The sequence below is a fragment of the Enterococcus sp. AZ194 genome (assembly GCF_051713825.1).
GTDB lineage: Bacteria > Bacillota > Bacilli > Lactobacillales > Enterococcaceae > Enterococcus_K.
Genome location: NZ_JBIOQR010000001.1, coordinates 1,335,495 through 1,355,395, shown reverse-complemented (window position 1 = coordinate 1,355,395; position 19,901 = coordinate 1,335,495). Strand labels below are relative to the sequence as shown.

Sequence of the window (19,901 nt, the reverse complement as noted above, 5' to 3'; positions counted from 1 at the left end):
GTCCCCTCCTTACATCATAATTTTTTTTGGATTTAAGCGTAAAATATACAATAATGGCAATAAAGCTGAGACAAGCACTGTCCCTAAGCCTACCAATAAATACGTGATAATATAACCTGCTGAGAAAGTAACTTTAAATGCAGAAGTTACATCATCTGCAGTGATAGTACTTGAATATACGTCCCTTCCACCATAGAACATCATGCCATTTTCAGTACTTGTCTGTAGGAAATCAGATTGCATAAGTGAATTAGAGACCGCATTTCCTAATAAATTCCCAGTAATTAGAGACAGCACTAAAGCTAATGCACTGATAATCAGTAACTCGATCATGATTTGCCCCATTACTTTTCCACGAGTCTCACCAATCGATAGATAAATACCTAATTCATGTTTTCTATCTCTCATAAACAACAACACGACTAGTCCGATGATTAAAAGAGTCGCAATAACAGAAATAATTACTACATATTTTGATATTTGCCCCATTTTTTTCATACTTCCGCCAATTTCATCATATTGATCAGATGAAGCACGCACTTGATAATATTTTGGTAATAATGGTTCAGCCTCTTGTTTGAATGCTTCCGTGTCTTCTGGATTATTTAATATATAAGTTGGCGAATAATATTCCATCTGTTCCTCCATACCGTATTCTTCTGGATAGATAGTCGCTAACTTCTTATTAAACTCTTGGACAGTTTTATTTGGTAAATAAACACTATTCTCTAGTTCACTAGATGCAAATTTTTGATTGTAATATTCGTCGCTATTCTTTTTCGGTTCTTTCTCTGCTTTTACAGGCTCAAAAAAACCAACTATTTTGACAGGAAAATCGATTGCTTTGATATCTTCTGGTTTCACATCAACTTGATTCCCATTATTATCATAGCCCAAAGTATCTTCATTTGATGCGTTAATCACCAGTTGATCTCCAATAGAAAGATTGTTTAATTCTGCAAATCTTCTTCCAACAACGGCATTCGTTGTGCCCTCTTCAATATCCTTATCCGTGAAGACATTTCCTTCAACCATGTTAATTTTGCCTTGCTCGATATCTAAAAGTTTTGGATAATTAACCCCTTTAAGAATAAAATACTGCATGCCACTCATCTGCATGCCTCCATCTTCATCCTCATCTTCTGTCTGATAATCAAAATATTTTATTTTTTTTGTTGAAAAATGTGAATAAGCATTATAATCAAAATACTTTACATAAGATAATTGCCCAATCTTTTTGTAGACATCTAACTTTGGTGGATCAGGGTAATCTATCCCCTTAGCTGACCCCTCGTTATCCTTCTCAAATTTGTCATAATCCATATCAATGGTTGCATTTGCCCCCAATTTGGCTTTGACATCTTTCTCAACATTCGTTGTTGATTGTTGGATTGCAATCGCCCCTGCAATCACGTTTCCTAGCACAAAAATGACTAAGAATAAGATAATTGATTTACCCTTTCTTCTGGTCACACTACTTATTGCTCTTTGCAAAAAATTCACTATTCCATCTCCTTTCAATAATACCATTGTTTTCATTATTCCATAAATAGAGACTGAATACAACAGCGCTTTCAATAATCCTACGTTTATTGAATGATATTTTCGAATGCTCAACTAATAATAAATAACGGCTCTATAATATTTGGTGTTGTTACTCAAAAAATGAGTAGGAACTCCAAATTTTTTTATAACAAAAAGCATTTGGTTCCTCTATAATTAAGTCGCCTAAACAAAATATAGAAGGAGAAACCAAATGCCTATAACTAAGATTAACAGAAAAAAACAGGAAAAGACAAGTGAATTGATAAAAAAATTATTAAATATAAAAGATCCAAACCTTTACTTTGTAGAGGACCCCTTATCTAAAGAAACGATCTCCGGCAAGCTATCCAACGTCTTTACCGGTGTACTTACTTATACACCTTCTTGTTGCCCTGCTTGCGGCTCTGTCAATGAAGGACACTGTATTATTCGTCATGCGTATTATGAGAGTCTTATTCAGCTCATTCCGTATCAAGAGGTTCCTACCTACTTACGGTTATTTAAGCAGCGCTTCCGTTGTAAACAATGTACCGCCACTTTTTCTGCCCAGACGACCTATGTTCAGGAAAATTGTTACATTTCGAACCCATTGAAATTCGCTATTGCCATTGATTTGAAGCGGAAAATTTCAATGAAAGATATTGGCGAACGCTATTTTGTCTCTTTTAAAACGGTTGAACGAGTTCTAGACTCTTTTCATAGAGAACCCCGTTTTAACCCTCATTACTTGCCAGCTCATTTATTGATTGACGAGTTTAAAGGAACGAAAGATTGTGAAGGAGCCATGTGTTTTATTGTCAGTGACGCAGATACAGGACAAATTTTTGACATTTTAAGCGACCGAAGAAACTTCAAGCTACGTGCGTATTTTCAGCGTTTTACGCTAAAGGCACGAAAGAAAGTCACCCATATTGTCATGGACATGAATGCTTCTTATAGTAGCTTTGTAAAAGATGTATTTCCTTACGCCAAAATTTCGATTGATCGATTTCATGTGATTCAACAACTGAGTAGAGCTTTTAATAAACAACGAATTCAAACAATGAATCAACTAAAAAAAAGTGATGCCCTTGCCCAAAAGGACTATCGCAAGTTAAAAAAATATTGGCGGACTCTTTTAAAGAAACATAAAAATATCAACTACAGTGCGCTCAAGCAGTTTCCCCTCTTTCAAAAGAGATATGTAACAGAATCAGAGGTTTTGGACCATCTCCTAACCGTGGATTCTGACCTCAGAGAAAGCTATGAAATTTATCAAGAACTCTTAGAAACCTTTGAAACTAAGGATTATGAGGGCTTCTTTACTTGTATCGACCAACTTCCTGCGCAATTGAATAAAGGATTCAAGAAAGCCATTCTATACCTGCGAAAGCATCGAAAAGCCATTTGTAATGCCTTGATGTACAGCTATTCTAACGGGAAACTAGAAGGAAAAAACAACCTAATCAAAGTAATCAAACGTATTGCCTTTGGATTCCGAACATTTCGCCATCTACGCCTGCGGATTCTAGTCCAACAAGGTCTCTGTGAACTCATTTAAAAAACAAAAAGAGAACACCAAAAGTGTTCTCAATTCTGTGACTTATTTTTAAAACAACACCATTTGACAAAGTGCCTAAATAACTAACTTTGTTTTTTTCAAGTAAAAAAAGGAACCCTCTGGCATAGTAATCAATGTCAGAAGGTTCATGGCAATTTTCTTAAAATTTAATTAAGATAAATCAATAGTTAGAAAATTAAACTTCTAATAATTCTTTTTCTTTCTCTGCTTGAATCTTTTCAATTTCTTTCACACTGTTATCTGTAACTGTTTGAATTTCTTTTTCAAGAGAACGCAATTCATCCTCAGTAATTTCACTGTTTTTTTGTTGCTTTTTGTAATCATCGATTGCATCACGACGAATATTACGAACAGCAATTTTTGCATTTTCAGCTTCTTTTTTCACATCTTTAGCAAGCTCTTTACGGCGTTCTTCTGTTAATTGAGGAATCACCAAACGAACAACATTTCCATCATTTGTGGGGTTAATCCCAATATCACTTGTCATAATCGCTGTTTCGATGTCTTGAATTGAATTTTTATCAAACGGTGTAATCATTAATACACGCGCTTCTGGAATGTTAATAGAAGCTAATTGGTTAACTGGTGTTGGTGCCCCATAATAATCCACCATCACACGATCAAGAAGACTTGCATTCGCACGACCTGCGCGAATTTGGCCTAGTTCTCTTTGAAGATTTTGTTCTGCTTTTTGCATCTTTTCTTTTGCGTTTTGCATAATTGTATCTGCCATGTTTATTTCCCCCTTACGGTAGTTCCGATATTTTCACCAAGGATTGCTCGGCGAATGTTGCCGTGTTCGTTTAAATTAAAGACAACTAATGGAATGTCATTGTCCATACTTAGTGAACTTGCTGTTGAGTCCATCACTTGTAACCCTTTAGCAATCACTTCCATATGAGTCAACTCATCAAATTTTGTTGCTGTTTTATCCGTCTTAGGATCTGCTGAATAAACCCCATCAACATTGTTTTTAGCCATTAAAATGACATCTGCACCAACTTCTGCTGCACGTAACGCTGCTGTTGTATCTGTAGAGAAATAAGGATTCCCCGTTCCACCAGCAAAGATCACAATTCGACCTTTTTCTAGATGACGCTCTGCTTTACGACGAATGTAGGGCTCCGCAATTTGACGCATATCAATCGATGTTTGTACACGAGTTGGTACGCCTGCATTTTCCAATGTATCTTGCAAAGCTAAAGCATTCATAACTGTTGCTAGCATTCCCATGTAGTCAGCTTGAGCACGTTCCATACCCATTTGAGCACCAATTTGTCCACGCCAAATGTTTCCACCACCGACAACGATTGCCATTTCAACACCAAGCTCATGAACTTCTTTGATTTCTTCAATAATTTCTTTAATGACTGGTGGTTTAATACCAAAACCGTCATTCCCTGCTAGCGCTTCACCACTTAGTTTTAATACTACACGTTGATATTTAGGTTTAACCATTCTGATTCCTCCATTATTGTCTCTTACTATTTTAGCATATTCTTCCTACAGTGGACACTGCTCAATGAACAGATTTCTCTATATTTCACGAATTTGCCTAAAAAAAGGGAGCGCATTTCCATGCGTTCCCATCTGTTAACAAGTAACAGAATTATTTTTTCACTTGACTCATAACTTCTTCAGCAAAGTTATCTTCACGTTTTTCAATTCCTTCTCCGACTTCAAAACGAACGAAAGATTTTACAACTGCGCCTTTAGAAGCAACGTATTTTTCAACAGTCATATCAGGATCTTTAACAAACGGTTGGTCAACTAAAGCAATCTCTGCTTTGAATTTATTTAAGCGACCAATAACCATTTTTTCAACGATATTAGCAGGTTTGCCTTCATTTAAAGCTTGTTCAGTTAAGACAGCTTTCTCGTGGTCTAATTCTTCTTGAGGGATTTGAGATTCATCTAAATAACGAGGGTTAATCGCTGCAATATGCATTGATACGTCACGCGCTACAGATTCGTCAGTTGTTCCTTCAACAACGCTTAACACGGCAATACGTCCACCCATGTGTAGGTAGCCGCCAAATGCTGCATTATCAGCTTTTTCAGCTAAAACGAAACGACGGAAATTGATTCTTTCACCAATTACTTGTGTTGCTTCGATTAAATCTGATTCAATTGTTCCTTTAGCAGTTTTGATTTGCATAGCTGCTTCTAAATCAGCAGGTCTGTTTTCTGCTACTAATTCAGCAATTTCTTTTACTAAATCTTGGAACATTTCATTTTTAGAAACGAAATCAGTTTCTGAGTTAATTTCAACGATTGCTGCAGAGTTTCCTTTAACAGCAACTGATGCTAACCCTTCAGCTGCGATACGATCATTTTTCTTAGCTGCTTTAGCCATTCCTTTTTCACGTAATAAATCGACAGCTTTTTCGATGTCGCCTTCTACTTCTACTAACGCTCTTTTTGCGTCCATCATACCGACACCAGTCATGTCGCGTAATTCTTTAACTAATTTAGCTGTTACGTCTGCCATTTTCTTATTTCCTCCTAAAAATGTGGTTATCGTTTTAAAAAAAGCTGTTTCAAAGGAGATGAGGCATGGCGCCTAGCCTTTGAAACAGCTCCGAATTTAAAGATTATTCAGCTGAGTCAGCAGAAGCATTGTCGCCTTCTACAACATCAACAATTTCTTCGATTGAAGTAGCATTCTCAGTAGTTTCATCAACTACAAATGTTTCTTCAACGACTTGGTCTTCCCCTTGGTTTCCTTCGATAAATGCATCAGCCATTTTTGAAGTAATCAATTTAACGGCACGGATTGCATCGTCGTTTGAAGGGATTACTACGTCGATCTCATCTGGATCACAGTTAGTATCAACCATAGCTACGATAGGAATATTTAATTTGTGTGCTTCTTGAACAGCAATACGTTCTTTACGAGGGTCAACGATGTACATTACATCTGGAATTCTAGGCATATCAGCGATACCGCCTAAGAATTTTTCAAGACGTTCACGTTGTTTGTTTAAACCAACAACTTCTTTTTTAGGAAGAACGTCAAAAGTTCCGTCAGCTTCCATAGCGTTGATTTGTTTCAAACGGCTGATACGTTTTTGAATTGTATCCCAGTTAGTTAATGTTCCACCTAACCAACGATGGTTTACATAGTATTGACCTGAACGAATAGCTTCGTCTTTAATTGCTTCTTGTGCTTGTTTTTTTGTTCCAACAAACAAAGCAACTCCGCCTTCTTCAGCAACTTCTTTCATGTAGTTATAAGCGTTATCTACTAATTTAACTGTTTTTTGTAAGTCAATAATGTAGATTCCGTTTCTTTCTGTGAAGATATATTTCTTCATTTTTGGGTTCCAGCGACGAGTTTGGTGACCAAAGTGTACGCCGGCTTCTAGCAATTGTTTCATTGAGATTACTGCCATGTTGTGTTTCCTCCAATTGGTTTTTTAGTTTCCCCTCTCAAATTCAACTGTGTGAAGAACTCTAAAAAGAGCACCGCTCCACGCATCCTTTGAGATGTGGTATTTTGATGTATCAAGGTTGCTCTGACACACTTCTAGTATTATACAATAGGTCAAAATGGAAAGCAACCGTAAATCGCAGAGAATTTTGTGTAAATTGATTTTTATATTTTCGTTTTTTTATTTTTTTTGGATTCAGTGTTTATTCAATTTTTCTTAATGTGTACTTTTATTGTTAATCAGAAATAATACTCGCAAATTTATCTTTTGGCTCACTTTATTCCATATCTATACATTTAAGTAGCGGTTTGTCCATCTCACTTAAGTCATTCATTCCCCACACATATCAGCAAGTATTTATCCCTTTTCTCCACAAAAAATTAATTTTTATTCATGTGACTGTGTTTTTCCCTCTGAATTCGTTATAATATAGAAAATACTATTCATAAAGGAGTATATGTACCCATGCGTAAAGCTGATCGTCATTTACTAATAAAACAACTCGTTACTAGTCACCCGATTCGTACCCAAGAGGAGCTTTTGCAACAATTAAAAAATCAAGGAGTAACTGCCACCCAAGCAACGATTTCTCGTGATATTCGCGATCTAAAAATAGTGAAAACAATTGACGAAGAGGGCCTACCAATTTTCCAAATTTTCCAAGGAAACACATCTACTGAAAATGAGAAAGTTGAGGACGAGGAACGTTTGGTTCAAATGATTAAAGATATCGTTATAAACGTCCAACGTGTACACTTTCTAACCATTGTGAGCACCTTGCCTGACAATGCTCATTTATTTGCTTCAATCCTCGATGAATTAAAACCGCCGCATGTGGTTAGCACCATCGCCGGGTTTGATACAGTCGTGATTATCTCAGGTTCTGATGAAGAAGCAGAAAAGGTAGAAGATTACTTTACGAAGCATTCATTATAGAATTAGTAAAACAGCCCTATTTTAACCACAGATAAGCCTAGAGGAACAAAAAGTTTGATGATAACTTTTTGTTCCTCTAGGCTTATCTTTATTTCTACATTTTATTAGGTGCTTGTAGCCCTAACAGACGTAAATCTTCTTTTAGAAGGATGGCAACAGCATGAACCAACGCCAAGCGCGCTTCTGTTTGTTCGTCATCCACTAAGATTTTAGTTTGAGCATAATATTTATTAAATGTTTGGGCTAACTTAATCGCATGTTTTGCAATAACTGATGGTTCATATTTTTCAGCAGCTAGCATGATAGTATCTGGATACTTTTGAATCAACTTGATGACTTCCCAGCTGGTTTCGTCATTTAAACAAACATTAGCAGTAGGATTTTCTTTATAGTCAGCTTTCTCAAGCAAACTCATCGCACGGGCATGCGTATATTGTACGTATGGGCCAGTTTCTCCTTCAAAACGAACAACCTCGTCTAGTGTAAAGTCGAAATTATTCAAGCGATCATTTTTCAAATCATGGAAGATGACTGCACCGACTCCAACTTGTTTAGCCACTTCTTCTTTGTTTTCTAGGTCAGGATTTTTTTCACTAATTTGTGCTTTAGCTAACTCGATTGCTTCATTTAAAACTTCTTCTAATAAAACAATCTTCCCTTTACGTGTCGACAATTTTTTGCCACCTTGTGTGATAAGACCAAAAGGCACATGGTGCATTTCAGCTGACCAATCAAAGCCCATTTCCTTTAGAACCGCTTTTAATTGTTTGAAATGATTGCTTTGTTCATTCCCAACAACATAAAGAGATTTTGCAAACTCATACGTCCGTTTGCGGTACAAAGCAGCTGCCAAATCACGTGTAATATAAAGTGTCGCACCATCTGATTTACGAATCAATGCTGGGTTTAAATCGTAGGCGCTAAGGTCAACAATTTCTGCCCCTTGATTTTCTTTCAACAGATGTTTTTCTTCCAACATGTCAGTGATTTCTTCCATCTTGTCATTATAAAATGCTTCGCCGTTTAACGAATCAAAGCTTACGCCAAGCATATCGTATATCTTGTTAAACTCTTGCAATGATTCATCACGAAACCACTCCCACAAGCTGATAGCCTCTTTATCGCCTTCTTCCAAACGTTTAAACCAAGCGCGCGCTTCATCATTTAATTCTGGCTCATTTTCTGCTACTTCGTGGAATTCAACGTAAAGTCTCAATAATTCAGAAATTGGTTGTGCTTTCACGGCTTCCTCTGAGCCCCATTTTTTATAAGCCACGATTAACTTCCCAAACTGAGTGCCCCAGTCGCCTAGGTGATTAATGCGGATTGGTTCATAACCAATTTTTTCTAAAATAAACCCAATTGAGTTTCCGATAACTGTCGAGCGTAAATGCCCCATAGAAATTGGTTTAGCAATATTAGGTGAAGATAAGTCAATCGGAACTTTGCCATGATTGCCAATTGTACTATCGCCAAAATGGCTTTTTTGTTTCATGACTTCTTTTAAGACTTGTTCACTAATCATTCCTTTACTCATGAAAAAGTTCAAGTAAGGACCAACAACCTCGATTTTCTCAAAGTTTTGTCCATTAATCTTTTCAGCTAAATCAGCCGCAATTTGTTGTGGCGCCTTACGATAGACCTTGGCCAATGAAAAAGCTGGAAAAGCAACGTCTCCGTGATCTGCCGATTTGGGATTTTCTAGTAATTGTTGTACTTGTTCTAATGACAAGTCATCTTTCACCACGTCAAAAATAGCTTGAGCAACGATTTCTTTGTTATTCATGATTCATTCCCCCTGGTTTAATTTATCTTATCTAGATAATTTTTTAAGGTAACTAATTGCATATAAAAAAGCCTCTAGTGACAGAATAACTATCACTAGAGACGAGAATATCCCGCGGTACCACTCTACTTGTCCAATTGGACCCACTTAAATCTGATAACGGTAGATAGCCGTTTGCCTTATGCAAATTCTCTCAAGTGCGTTTCCCAAATAGTCTTTCTTTTCGGCTCCCACCTTCTCCGAAATCGCTAGTAGAAAAAACTACGGTACTCTCTTGGTCATAAAATAATTATCTTAAACTGCAACTGATTATAGCAGATTTCCCACTTATTATCTAGTTCAAATCATTTGTTTCTACAAATTATTGGGCAAACAGTTCTTTGATGGTCCCATTTTTTTCGAGCCCATTCAAAAGATGACCTGTTTTCTGTATTTATTTTACTGAGCGGAGGTTTGTCTTATACTCGTGGAATGAATAAATCTCCTAATGTTGCCGCCATAATCGCTTTTATTGAATGCATTCGATTTTCGGCCTGTTGAAATTGTCGTCCATGTAGTCCTCTAAAGACCTCATCTGTGACCTCCATCTCCGTCAAACCAAAGCGGGCTTGAATTTCTTTCCCATAGGCTGTATTTGTATCATGAAAAGCGGGTAGGCAATGTAAGAAAATTACTTGATCGTTTTGTGTTTGTTTAATTAACTCTTGATTAATCTGGTACGGCCGTAATAAGTTGACCCGTTCCTCAAACTTCGCTTCTTCACCCATTGATACCCAGACATCAGTATACAACACATCCGCATAATACACACCTTCTTTAACATCTGCAGTGATCATTAACTCAGCTCCTGACTCCTTAGCAAACTGAGTCGCCATCTCGACAATTGTTGCATCAGGCTGTAATTCTTTTGGTGCAACAATCCGAACATTGGTGCCTAGAATTGCGCCTGTCACCAACAACGAATTTGCCATATTGTTTCTGCCATCGCCACAGTAAGCCAACGTCACACCCTCTACCTTACCAAAATTCTCCTGAATCGTCAGAAAATCAGCAATCATCTGCGTTGGATGCCACTCGTCAGTTAAGCCATTCCAAACGGGCACTCCTGAAAATTCAGCAAGCTCTTCTACCACGGCTTGACTAAAACCTCTAAATTCGATTCCATCGAACATACTGCCCAGGACACGTGCCGTATCCTCAGTTGATTCCTTTTTGCCTAACTGAATATCATTGGCTCCTAGATATTCTGGATGAGCCCCCAAATCAATGGCGGCTGTAGTAAACGCAGCCCGAGTTCGGGTAGATGTTTTTTCAAATAATAAAGCGATATTTTTTCCTTCTAGATAACGGTGTGGAATATTTTGTTTCTTCATCTCTTTTAAATGTTGGGAAAAATCAATTAAGTATTGGAGCTCCGCTTTAGTAAACTCTTTTTCTGCCAAAAAACTTCTTCCCTGAAAAACTGATTTCATTTTAACTTCCTCCCGAATAACGATTTTTTCTGTTGTTTCTATTCTCAAGTATAGCTAAATAAAAATCAAGGAATATTCGCCGGGAATAGGAGTAAAACTTTTTTAACAGGAACAGAAGATACACTCGAATGCTGAATGGAACAGAAACTGTCTCTTACTTAATTTTGCCTCTATCACTAACCACAAATACCTGGCTAAAGCTAAGATGGAATTAATTACTGTCAGTTTTATTCGTAACTAAATTTTTGATTCTTTCTGTCCATTTACTACCAGATAAATTAAAAATCTTGGTTCCATAAACTAACACTGCCCTAGTTTTATTACCGTTTTGGCTCTTCCAACTAGTTCTTGATCATGACTAACAAACAACACCGTTAATCCCTCTTCTACTAAATTCTCAAGGATGCTAAAGACAATCTCGGCATTCCCTTGATCTAGATTACCAGTTGGTTCATCAGCAAAAATATAGTTCGGTTTTTTAATCAGTAACCTTGCCAATGCCACCCGCTGCTGCTCTCCACCACTTAATTCATAGATTTTTTTGCTAGCTATCTCAAACAGTCCCACCTGTTCAAGCGCTTTTTGACTCCATATTTTCTGTTCTTTTTTTGTCAGCTTTCCCCCGTAAAACGCGACGGAAAGATTTTGTTGAACAGTCTCGTTTTCTACTAATCCATAATTTTGAAATAAATACCCAATTTTTCTTTTTCGAATACTCTGCGTCTGTCTAAACGATGGATTTTTTAGCTCATCGAAAATGACCACTCCACTATCTGGTCTCTCCATTAAACCGCAAATATTTAACAAAGTGGTTTTGCCTGAACCACTGACGCCATGAATCCCAATAAAATCATTTTCTCCAATTTTCAAGGAAAAATTATTGAGAATGATTTTTTTACCAAAACTTTTGGTTACCTTTTTTAATTCAATCAAATCTACTCCCCCTTCACCTCTTGATTGAGATTCATTGTTTCTAATATATACAAGCTGTAGCTGCTTGTGATGATTACTTCCGCGACTATCCAAATAGACGTTAGCACAAAAGTTAAACTATTGCCGTTAACAATGAATAAAACAATTCCTGATAATATGGCTAATGCCGATTGACTCAGCTGATAAGGAAAAATCATATCCAAAATAGGCAACCCGAATGCTATTTGAATAGAAAATTTTCTTTTATTTTTTTCTAAGAAGAGATTTGTGCTCGAATAAGCGGACAAGAATAAAACACTTAATAAAATTGTTATCACCAATAAGCTAGTGGCTAAAAGTCTCTTTTTATCTCCAATCTCTTTAGCTTTAAAATCATAAACTGACACAGTATTCTGTATGCTAGCTAATGTCTTTGTTTCCTTAATCACCGGAAGTAGATAACTATATCCATCCGTTTTATCCGATTCAACAAACACGCTATCTGAAAGAGCACTACTATAAAATGAAGCATCTAAATTCCCTGTATCAACAATCGTAACTGGATCAATAATCGTATTGTCTTTCACTTGAACAAAGGGATTATAAGTAAAATATTTTTGATTGTTTTTTACATAAATAATATGGATTTTTAACCCTGACTCGTCATATGTTCCATCCGCTTGCTGAGGTTTCTCAAATAAATATTTACTCATAGCAAACGCACTCAGATAAAGCTGTGTAAGTTTTGTCTCATATGTCTTTAGGGAAGTAGGGACTAATAGATTCCAAACGGTATCCGCCTGATCAATATCCGCTTTACAAACATCGTTGCCATTCTCTTTTTGTATGGGGTTTTTGACTAAATAATTAATATTTGCTCTCACTGACTTACCCGAAGGCGATATTCGTTGGTAATTGGGTCCTACGTCTTGTTCCTCTGGGCTTGACATATTTGCATCATATATAAATTCGCCATTACTTAACTTTTGATAGTTATCAATCGAAAATAGAAATAAGTGTTTCTTTTCAGAAGCCTCTATATAAAAATCTTTCAAGCGCTTCTGATAAGGTCTATAGGCATCTATGTCACTTGTGATATACCTGAGCTGAGTAGCATAAATATTTTTAGTTTGGTCCCAATATTTTTGTGAATCCACTGTGTCCTGAAGGTCTTTATGAATCTCAATCGTTGTTATTGAAAGAAACAAAGCCGTCATAAAGACCAGCGTTTTTATAACTGTTGAACTTACTAGTCCTACGACAACTTTCTTTTTCCCATTAATCTTTCTGTAAATTTCTTTCTCTTGAAACACCATCAAATAAAGCCCCAAAATCAGAAACAGCGGCAGACTCATCAACAGGACAGAGATTACGTAAGCTAGATTGACTGTTGAAAAAGCATAAAAACCACCTTTGACAAGAAACCAATACCCATCAGTTGATAAGAGAACGACAAAGGAAAGAAAACAAATTTCCTTTAGAAAGGGCGTTATTATTGAAAAAAACATTCGTAATTTAGGCCAACCAAATGCCTGTAATAAGGCAATCTTTTTGGTTAAATTGATCAAATAAACAAAAAAAATACCACTATTAATGATTGTGACTAACACTAATAAAATGGGTAAGGAATAATTGCCAAAAATATCTACCAGTAACCTCTGAATAAAGTTGGCGCTACGCTCATATTTGACTGTTCCTAAATTCTTTTCAATAGTCGCAATAATACTCCGCTCATTTTTAGAGGTTAACCCTTTGATATAATACACACCAGAATTCCCGCTCTCAGCTACGGTCGTCCATGGCTTGACTGTCAGACTAGGCTGATCGGCATCCCAGATAAAATCGGTTTTAGAAACTAAGACTTGTTTTTTCTGATTGAACGGTTGGATTTGTCCTTTTAAGGTGCTATCCGTTGTGTAAATGGTGATCTCCTTATCATTTTTATAGATATACTTAGCGATAAGAAGATGATTTTGTTGCGCCACTTCCTCAAGAAAGTCCATTTGTTTTTTGGGCTCTTTAATCTTTGGTGTAGTCGGCATTAAGAGTGTCACCTTTGAAGCATCTTGATATAATAAGCGGGTTAAAGATACAGCTTGCGTCGTTGACAAAATAATGACTAGTATAAGAATAATTTGAAGCGCAAGACCTATTTGGACAATTTTTTTCATCTTCCACCTCCTAGTGGTTATTCGTTAATTCATGTGATTGAGTGTTATAAGAAAGCAGAAAAAAACAATTGTTACTTTGCTTTTTTCTGCCCATAACTTCTTACCTGTCAGTTAACGATAATTATAGTAAGCTTTATTGCCACCTAAAAGTGTCCAGCCAACTGATGCTTTGGACCATTGATATGCAGGAACCCACTTACCTTCATCAAAAGTTCCATTTCCATTTTCACAAGAGCCATGTCCTTGTTTACTGTAATCTTCGTATTCAGAGATATTCCGATTCCAATCATGGCCGCGTCTCCACCAGCCACGATTGTGTTCGACCCCAGATGATTCATATGCTGGCGTTGCTCCATCCAACACCTCCATTCCACCTTGTACCTGCGTAACTATTTCATTTGCAAAGACAGCTGTTCCGCCAATTAAACCTAAACTCATAACAACCATAATTAATAATTTTTTCATCGATCTTATCACCTTTCCAATTTTTGTTTCGTAAACGTTTACATAATTAACATACGCTTCTTTTTTGTTCTATTACTAATAATGTGTGTTTTCTAATAAATTCCAGCTTGACTACAATAAAAATACATTTGCGCTTCTTGATTTTTAAAATAGTCGAATTTGAATGATGGGAGAAAAAAATCTACTCTGCACAAACAAAAGCCATAGATGAGGCTGGGACACGATGGTGTGCTCCCCGTCAAGTGGACAGTGAAAAATAATAAAATTCTTATCAATTGTCTGTCATTTTTTTGGCAGACTTTTTTGATTTCTATTTCTAAGACTAGTCGCGCTACCGCTTAACTTGCCTGTCCGTCTCACAAGTGAAACGAAGCCCATTTCACTTATGAGACGACCAGGATGATTAAGCCACCTCCAGATAGTGTTGATGATAAGCCATTGGTGTCATAACAGATAATTTACGCTGTAATCTTCTGTTGTTGTAGTAATCTATATAATCAGAAATCATAGATACTAGGCTTTCACGGTTGGTGAACTTCCGCCCGTAATACGTTTCTCGTTTCATCATGCCCCAGAATCCTTCCATTGGTCCGTTGTCGATACAATGGGCTACGCGAGACATACTCTGCTTCATTCCTGTATTTTTTAAACGTACACAAAATTGTTGGCTAGTGTACTGAAAGCCGCGGTCACTGTGCATCAAAGGATGCGCATGAGGTTCTAGTGCAATTGCCTGATCAAAAGTGTTCATGACCAACGGATTATCGTTACGGTCACTAATAACGAAGGACACGATGCGACGATCATACAAATCAAGAATAGCGCTAAGATAGACTTTGTGTATGTCCATACCAACGTAATACTTAAATTCAGAAACATCAGTCAACCATTTTTCATTTGGTTTGTCGGTATGAAAATCCCGGTTTAACTCATTTTTTGCCGTGTGGTAAGGTCTCTTACCTCTACGTGTGATACTGTTCGCCCAATGTTTAATCGTCGATTGAATCCCTAAAGCTCGGCAAATTCTCAAGATTCTTTTATCGTTGAACTTGTGGTGATAGCGTGTACTAATTTCATCATCTAGTCTACGATAGCCCATGTCAGGGTGTTCGTCATATATTTTTCTGATTTCTTGGGCAAGCTCAGTGTTTAAATAGGCCCTGGGACTTACAGGATGTTTCAACCATTTATAGTAGGCAGAACGAGAAACATGCAAGAAATGACACATTGGCTGAATTGGATAATTTTTCTCTTCGTGTAAGCTTTTGATAGCTTCATACTCAAATAAGTGTCGGGTAAAGCTTATTCCCACTTCCTTTCTAATTCCCTTACTTTTTTTAACAAGTCATTTTCCATTTGAAGTTGTCGGTTTTTACTTTCTGATTGTGCGAGACGGTTTCGTAATTCTTCTTCCGGTGTTCGACTAGGTTGTGTGCCAATCCGGCGACCTCTGCGATCTTCTAATCCAGCAGCACCTTTCTCCTCATATCTTTTGACCCAATTTCTCACTTGTTGATAAGAAACTTGGTATTTCAAAGCCATTGCACCATAATTTTTGTTTTGTGTTAGACAGTCTAAGACGATGGTTAAACGTTCTTCTGTCGAGGTTTCTCTTGCTTTTCTCATGTAACTTCCACCACTTTCTGATTTGAAGGTTCCATGAGTATTATACACCTTTACCCATTTTTTTAGTTGGCTACTACTTCTAAGTTTGTATGTTTTGGCTAATTCCTCGTAACTTCCTTTTCCATTGAGATAATCTATGGTGGCGGATAATTTTAACGCTACTGAATAGTGCCTATTCTTGGGCGCAGTCAATAGGGCTGTTACTCCATCATTTTCATAAAGTCTCAACCATCTGACAATGGTAGGCAAAGAAACATTTCCTTCTCTCGCTGCCTCTGAAAGACTTAGTTCATTGTTTAGACAGCTTTCTACTAGTTTCACACGCTCTTCTACTTTTAGCTTCATCAATCTTTTAGTCATAATAAATACCCCCATACTGGACTTATTATGTTTCAGTGTCCTGTATAGGGGTAGCATATCACGACTTTATAAATTAGATCTCAGCCTCAATCTAACAACCGATGTAAGTGCCTAATAACTAGGTACCTATAATTAAGCAACACCTCCGAGTATACTTGGCTTAACAAGTAAATTGGAGGTGTTTGTTTGACCAAGACAAACGAAATTGTACCCATTCAGATTCATACACAGCCAGACCAGAAACAAAATCAGAAAGTAGCGAGTGCGAAGCTAGCTGCACGAATAAAAAGAAAAGATGGCTCTGAAATACATCTTTATAATGGTATCAGTAGTTATATTCTTGCCGCAGTGCTTAGGGAGTTGAGATGACGTGCTTCTTGATTTCACTAAAGTAAAGAACTTGTATATCGTCACTGGGAAAACAGACCTTCGTCGTGGAATTGACGGATTGGCGAGTCTCATCCAACAAGAGTACGAGCTAGATGTTTATTCAGATGCCCTCTTCCTTTTTTGCGGTAATCGATGTGATCGTTTCAAAATTTTGTATTGGGATGGTGACGGCTTCCTCTTATGTTATAAAAGGATTCAAGATGGCCGACTCAAGTGGCCTAGAAAAAAAGAAGAGGTTCGACAACTAACTAGTCAACAAATTCGTTGGTTATTTGAAGGGTTGGACATCGATCAACCCAGGGCGATAAAGCCAGGGAAAAGAGGCCAATTCTAATAGATAAAAACCGTAATAAACATTGATTTAATGCGGTTTTTATCTGTTTTTTTGTTCTAAAAAATGGTATAATAAAGGGAAGGAAAATAGATAGAATGGTGGTGGATTTTTTTGGATATATCGACAGATGTAAGTTCAACAAATAACGTTGAGATTGATGTAAATGTCTTACTTGAACTTTTAAAAAATCAGACTGAAACGATTGATTCTCTAAAGAAAACCAACCAAGCATTAACCACCGAAATTCAACTACTGAATGAAAAACTCAACTACTTTATGAATCGCCAATTCGGGCGCTCAAAGGAAACTATTTCCTCAGATGTTAGTGGTCAATTAAATTTATTCACAGAGGAACTCGAAGAGGCCTCTATATTTACCGTACCCAAAGAAGAAAAACCGGCCCCTGAAAAAAAGTCTAAAAGGAAGAGTGGCCAAAAAGCTGAGAAAATCGCGCACCTTCCTTTAACTGAAATACACCATGAACTTCCACAAGAAGAACGTTCTTGTGAACAGTGTGGTACTCAAATGATTGATATCGGTACAACAAAATTACGTGAAGAGGTCCGATTCCATCAAGCAATGTTGGATCGATTGGCTCACATTCAACACACTTATTGTTGTAAGGCATGTGAAAAGGCAGATGTTTCTTCCTATAAGAAGGCACCTGTTCCTAAACCAGTCGTCCCAAATAGTTTAGGCTCAAACAGTATTATTGCGGAAACAATCCGTCTAAAATTCGGTCAAAAAAGTCCAGCGAATCGCCAAGAAATTTATTGGCGAGAAACACTCGGACTCGATATCTCACGCGATAATATGACAAACTGGCATATCAAAGCTTGTCATCATGCGTTAGATCCGGTTGCCGAACGATTCAAACATTATTTGAATCAAGAAGAGATTCTTCATGCAGACGAGACGAGCTATCAAGTGATTCAGAGTAAAAAAGCAAAAACCTATTACTGGCTCTTCTCAACCGGGAAACATAGTGCACAGCCTATTGCCTATTACCATCATGCAGAGTCTAAATCTGGGACAGTACCGAAAGAGTTTTTGTCTGACTTTAAGGGGTATCTTCATTGTGATGGCTATGCAGGGTATAATTATGTAACGGATGTGAAGCTCGTCTATTGCCTTGCGCACGCACGTCGAAAGTTTTTTGAAGCCATTCCAAAAAATGGTAAGGCCGAACATACGCCAGCAGTTGTCGCTGTGAAAATGCTTGACATCTGGTTCGAGCTGGAACGTAAATGGAAGGAAGTCACCATTGAGGATCGTTTTGATAAGCGTCAAGCTTATCTGAAGCCATTAGTGAATAACTTTTATGAATGGTTAGATACGTTCGTTGCCGTCCCCAAATCGAAGCTAGCGAACGCCGTTGAATATGTACGGAAGATACGAAGCGGTTTTGAGCGAATCTTTGAGGATGGACGATTGGAATTAAGTAATAATTTGGCCGAGCGTCACATAAAAGAGCTGGTGATTGGGCGAAAAAATTACATGCATTCCTGTAGTTTAGAAGGCGCACGAACATCAGGCGTGATTTTGAGTATCTATCGAACGGCAGTGACTAATGGTCTCGACCCGATTCGGTATATAGAATTCCTATTTGATCGCGTGCCAAATATGGAGACGCTATCAGATGAAGGGTTAGATGCCTTACTTCCTTGGAAACCAGACGTTCAAGCTTTATGTACAACCACTTACAAATAGACCAAATAACCTAAGCTTAGTATAAGACTTGGGTTATTTGGCGTGTAGGTACTATTTTATTAGGCACTTACCAACCGATTCTTTGAACGTACAAAAAAATTCTTAGTCGCCCAAATCTTGGTCGCCTAAGAATTCTTAAACAGTTTATTTCACTTCATTTAATGCGCCAATTCTTACATGGTTTGAAATACAAGACTTGGATTCGCGTTTAACTCATAAGATGAAAGATGCCCTAGCTTTAATTCAACATGAGCAGCAGCTCCAATCATCGCCGCGTTATCCCCGCATAAACGTATTGGCGGTACAATCAATTCGATTTCCGGCAATCTCTTAGAAATTGCTACTTCCATTGCTGTTTTCAAACCGATATTTGCTGCCACGCCACCTGCCATAATCAACTGTTTAACTGGATATGTTTGGCACGCACGAATCGTTTTTTCGACAAGCACCTCAATCACGCTAGCTTGAAAACTAGCTGCTAGATTTTCTTTAATCAACACTTCTTCTCGTTGTTCTGCATTATGCACTAAATTGATGAAAGAGCTTTTCAAGCCACTAAAACTAAAATCAAAATTATCCTCTTTCATCATTGCGCGAGGAAAGTGATATGTATCTTCCCCCAAATGAGCTAGCTGATCGATTTCTTTTCCGCTTGGATAAGTTAAACCTAACACGCGCCCAACTTTATCATACGCCTCCCCAGCAGCATCATCTCGTGTCTCACCAATAATTTCAAAGGAACCGTCTTCTGACATGTAGACAAGCTCAGTATGACCCCCACTAACAAGTAGTGCCATCAAAGGAAATTCTAATGGTTTCACCAAACGAGCCGCATAGATGTGCCCAGCCATATGGTTCACAGGAATTAAAGGTAATTGATGGGCCCAAGCAAATGCTTTAGCAGCCGAAATTCCAATGAGTAATGAGCCAACTAGACCTGGACCATAAGTCACAGCAACCGCGGTTAATTCAGCAGGTGTAACTTTAGCTTCTTGCAAGGCATCTTCAATACATAACGTGATTTGTTCGACATGATGCCGGCTAGCAACTTCAGGCACCACGCCACCAAACCGTTTGTGACTATTAATTTGTGAAGCAACAATGTTTGTTAATATTTGAGAGCCATCTGCAATAATTGCGACACTGGTCTCATCACAGCTACTTTCAATGGCTAAAATTAATTCTCTTGTGTTTGTCAA

The 19,901-nt window shown here is 37.5% G+C and carries 18 protein-coding genes and 1 other annotated feature; of the genes, 5 read left to right on the top strand and 13 right to left on the bottom strand.

The window, feature by feature from the left end; translation table 11 throughout:
- Window positions 1-9: 9 nt before the first annotated feature.
- On the bottom strand, window positions 10-1,503 hold the full coding sequence (locus IGI37_RS06505; protein ID WP_438760649.1) for an ABC transporter permease: 1,494 nt from the start codon (window positions 1,501-1,503) through the stop codon (window positions 10-12).
- A 253-nt stretch (window positions 1,504-1,756) separates the two neighbouring features.
- Between IGI37_RS06505 and IGI37_RS06500 the strand changes: the two genes are divergently transcribed.
- A complete protein-coding gene (locus tag IGI37_RS06500) occupies window positions 1,757-3,085 on the top strand; it encodes an ISL3 family transposase (protein ID WP_438759476.1) in 1,329 nt (442 codons plus the stop codon).
- A gap of 196 nt (window positions 3,086-3,281) precedes the next feature.
- On the opposite strand, the gene frr is transcribed toward IGI37_RS06500, so the two are convergent.
- The 4 genes from frr to rpsB form a co-directional block, all read right to left on the bottom strand.
- Complete coding sequence (gene frr, locus IGI37_RS06495; protein WP_438760647.1) at window positions 3,282-3,839, bottom strand: ribosome recycling factor; 558 nt, start codon at window positions 3,837-3,839, stop codon at window positions 3,282-3,284.
- Between the two features lie 2 nt (window positions 3,840-3,841).
- Window positions 3,842-4,564 carry a UMP kinase gene (gene pyrH / locus IGI37_RS06490; protein WP_438760645.1) on the bottom strand — a complete coding sequence of 241 codons (723 nt, stop codon included), beginning with the start codon at window positions 4,562-4,564 and terminating at the stop codon, window positions 3,842-3,844.
- A gap of 151 nt (window positions 4,565-4,715) precedes the next feature.
- The gene (tsf, locus tag IGI37_RS06485) at window positions 4,716-5,597 is read right to left on the bottom strand and encodes a translation elongation factor Ts (RefSeq protein WP_438760643.1); all 882 of its coding nucleotides are present in this window, start codon (window positions 5,595-5,597) and stop codon (window positions 4,716-4,718) included.
- A 103-nt stretch (window positions 5,598-5,700) separates the two neighbouring features.
- Complete coding sequence (gene rpsB / locus IGI37_RS06480) at window positions 5,701-6,501, bottom strand: 30S ribosomal protein S2 (RefSeq protein ID WP_438760641.1); 801 nt, start codon at window positions 6,499-6,501, stop codon at window positions 5,701-5,703.
- Between the two features lie 504 nt (window positions 6,502-7,005).
- On the opposite strand from rpsB, the gene IGI37_RS06475 reads away from it, so the two are divergent.
- Window positions 7,006-7,476 (top strand): arginine repressor, encoded by a 471-nt coding sequence (locus IGI37_RS06475; protein WP_438760639.1) that lies wholly within the window; start codon window positions 7,006-7,008, stop codon window positions 7,474-7,476.
- Window positions 7,477-7,570: 94 nt separating this feature from the next.
- Here the strand turns inward: IGI37_RS06475 and argS are convergent, their stop codons facing one another.
- The 7 genes from argS to IGI37_RS06440 form a co-directional block, all read right to left on the bottom strand.
- Complete coding sequence (gene argS, locus IGI37_RS06470) at window positions 7,571-9,262, bottom strand: arginine--tRNA ligase (protein ID WP_438760637.1); 1,692 nt, start codon at window positions 9,260-9,262, stop codon at window positions 7,571-7,573.
- Between the two features lie 94 nt (window positions 9,263-9,356).
- Window positions 9,357-9,553 (bottom strand) — a binding site (T-box leader).
- A gap of 167 nt (window positions 9,554-9,720) precedes the next feature.
- Window positions 9,721-10,734: an ornithine carbamoyltransferase gene (argF, locus tag IGI37_RS06465; RefSeq protein ID WP_438760635.1), complete on the bottom strand. Its 1,014-nt coding sequence runs from the start codon at window positions 10,732-10,734 to the stop codon at window positions 9,721-9,723.
- A gap of 300 nt (window positions 10,735-11,034) precedes the next feature.
- Window positions 11,035-11,667, bottom strand: a complete 633-nt coding sequence (locus IGI37_RS06460; protein ID WP_438760633.1) for an ABC transporter ATP-binding protein — start codon at window positions 11,665-11,667, stop codon at window positions 11,035-11,037.
- 2 nt (window positions 11,668-11,669) lie between these two features.
- Window positions 11,670-13,817, bottom strand: coding sequence for a hypothetical protein (locus IGI37_RS06455; protein ID WP_438760631.1), 2,148 nt, complete (start codon window positions 13,815-13,817; stop codon window positions 11,670-11,672).
- Between the two features lie 111 nt (window positions 13,818-13,928).
- On the bottom strand, window positions 13,929-14,282 hold the full coding sequence (locus IGI37_RS06450) for a bacteriocin (protein ID WP_438760629.1): 354 nt from the start codon (window positions 14,280-14,282) through the stop codon (window positions 13,929-13,931).
- 403 nt (window positions 14,283-14,685) lie between these two features.
- Complete coding sequence (locus tag IGI37_RS06445) at window positions 14,686-15,594, bottom strand: IS3 family transposase (protein WP_438760627.1); 909 nt, start codon at window positions 15,592-15,594, stop codon at window positions 14,686-14,688.
- On the bottom strand, window positions 15,585-16,268 hold the full coding sequence (locus tag IGI37_RS06440) for a helix-turn-helix domain-containing protein (protein WP_438760625.1): 684 nt from the start codon (window positions 16,266-16,268) through the stop codon (window positions 15,585-15,587). Before IGI37_RS06440 ends, IGI37_RS06445 begins: the two co-directional genes overlap by 10 nt.
- Before the next feature lie 186 nt (window positions 16,269-16,454).
- Here IGI37_RS06440 and IGI37_RS06435 point away from each other — a divergent pair, with 186 nt between their 5' ends.
- From IGI37_RS06435 to tnpC, 3 genes are all read left to right on the top strand, one after another.
- The gene (locus IGI37_RS06435) at window positions 16,455-16,637 is read left to right on the top strand and encodes a hypothetical protein (protein ID WP_438760623.1); all 183 of its coding nucleotides are present in this window, start codon (window positions 16,455-16,457) and stop codon (window positions 16,635-16,637) included.
- A gap of 1 nt (window position 16,638) precedes the next feature.
- Window positions 16,639-16,992 carry an IS66 family insertion sequence element accessory protein TnpB gene (gene tnpB / locus IGI37_RS06430; RefSeq protein WP_438759491.1) on the top strand — a complete coding sequence of 118 codons (354 nt, stop codon included), beginning with the start codon at window positions 16,639-16,641 and terminating at the stop codon, window positions 16,990-16,992.
- 117 nt (window positions 16,993-17,109) lie between these two features.
- Window positions 17,110-18,702, top strand: a complete 1,593-nt coding sequence (tnpC, locus tag IGI37_RS06425; protein ID WP_438763605.1) for an IS66 family transposase — start codon at window positions 17,110-17,112, stop codon at window positions 18,700-18,702.
- A gap of 173 nt (window positions 18,703-18,875) precedes the next feature.
- Here tnpC and tsaD read toward each other — a convergent pair whose 3' ends face one another.
- Window positions 18,876-19,901, bottom strand: coding sequence for a tRNA (adenosine(37)-N6)-threonylcarbamoyltransferase complex transferase subunit TsaD (gene tsaD / locus IGI37_RS06420; RefSeq protein WP_438760621.1), 1,026 nt, complete (start codon window positions 19,899-19,901; stop codon window positions 18,876-18,878).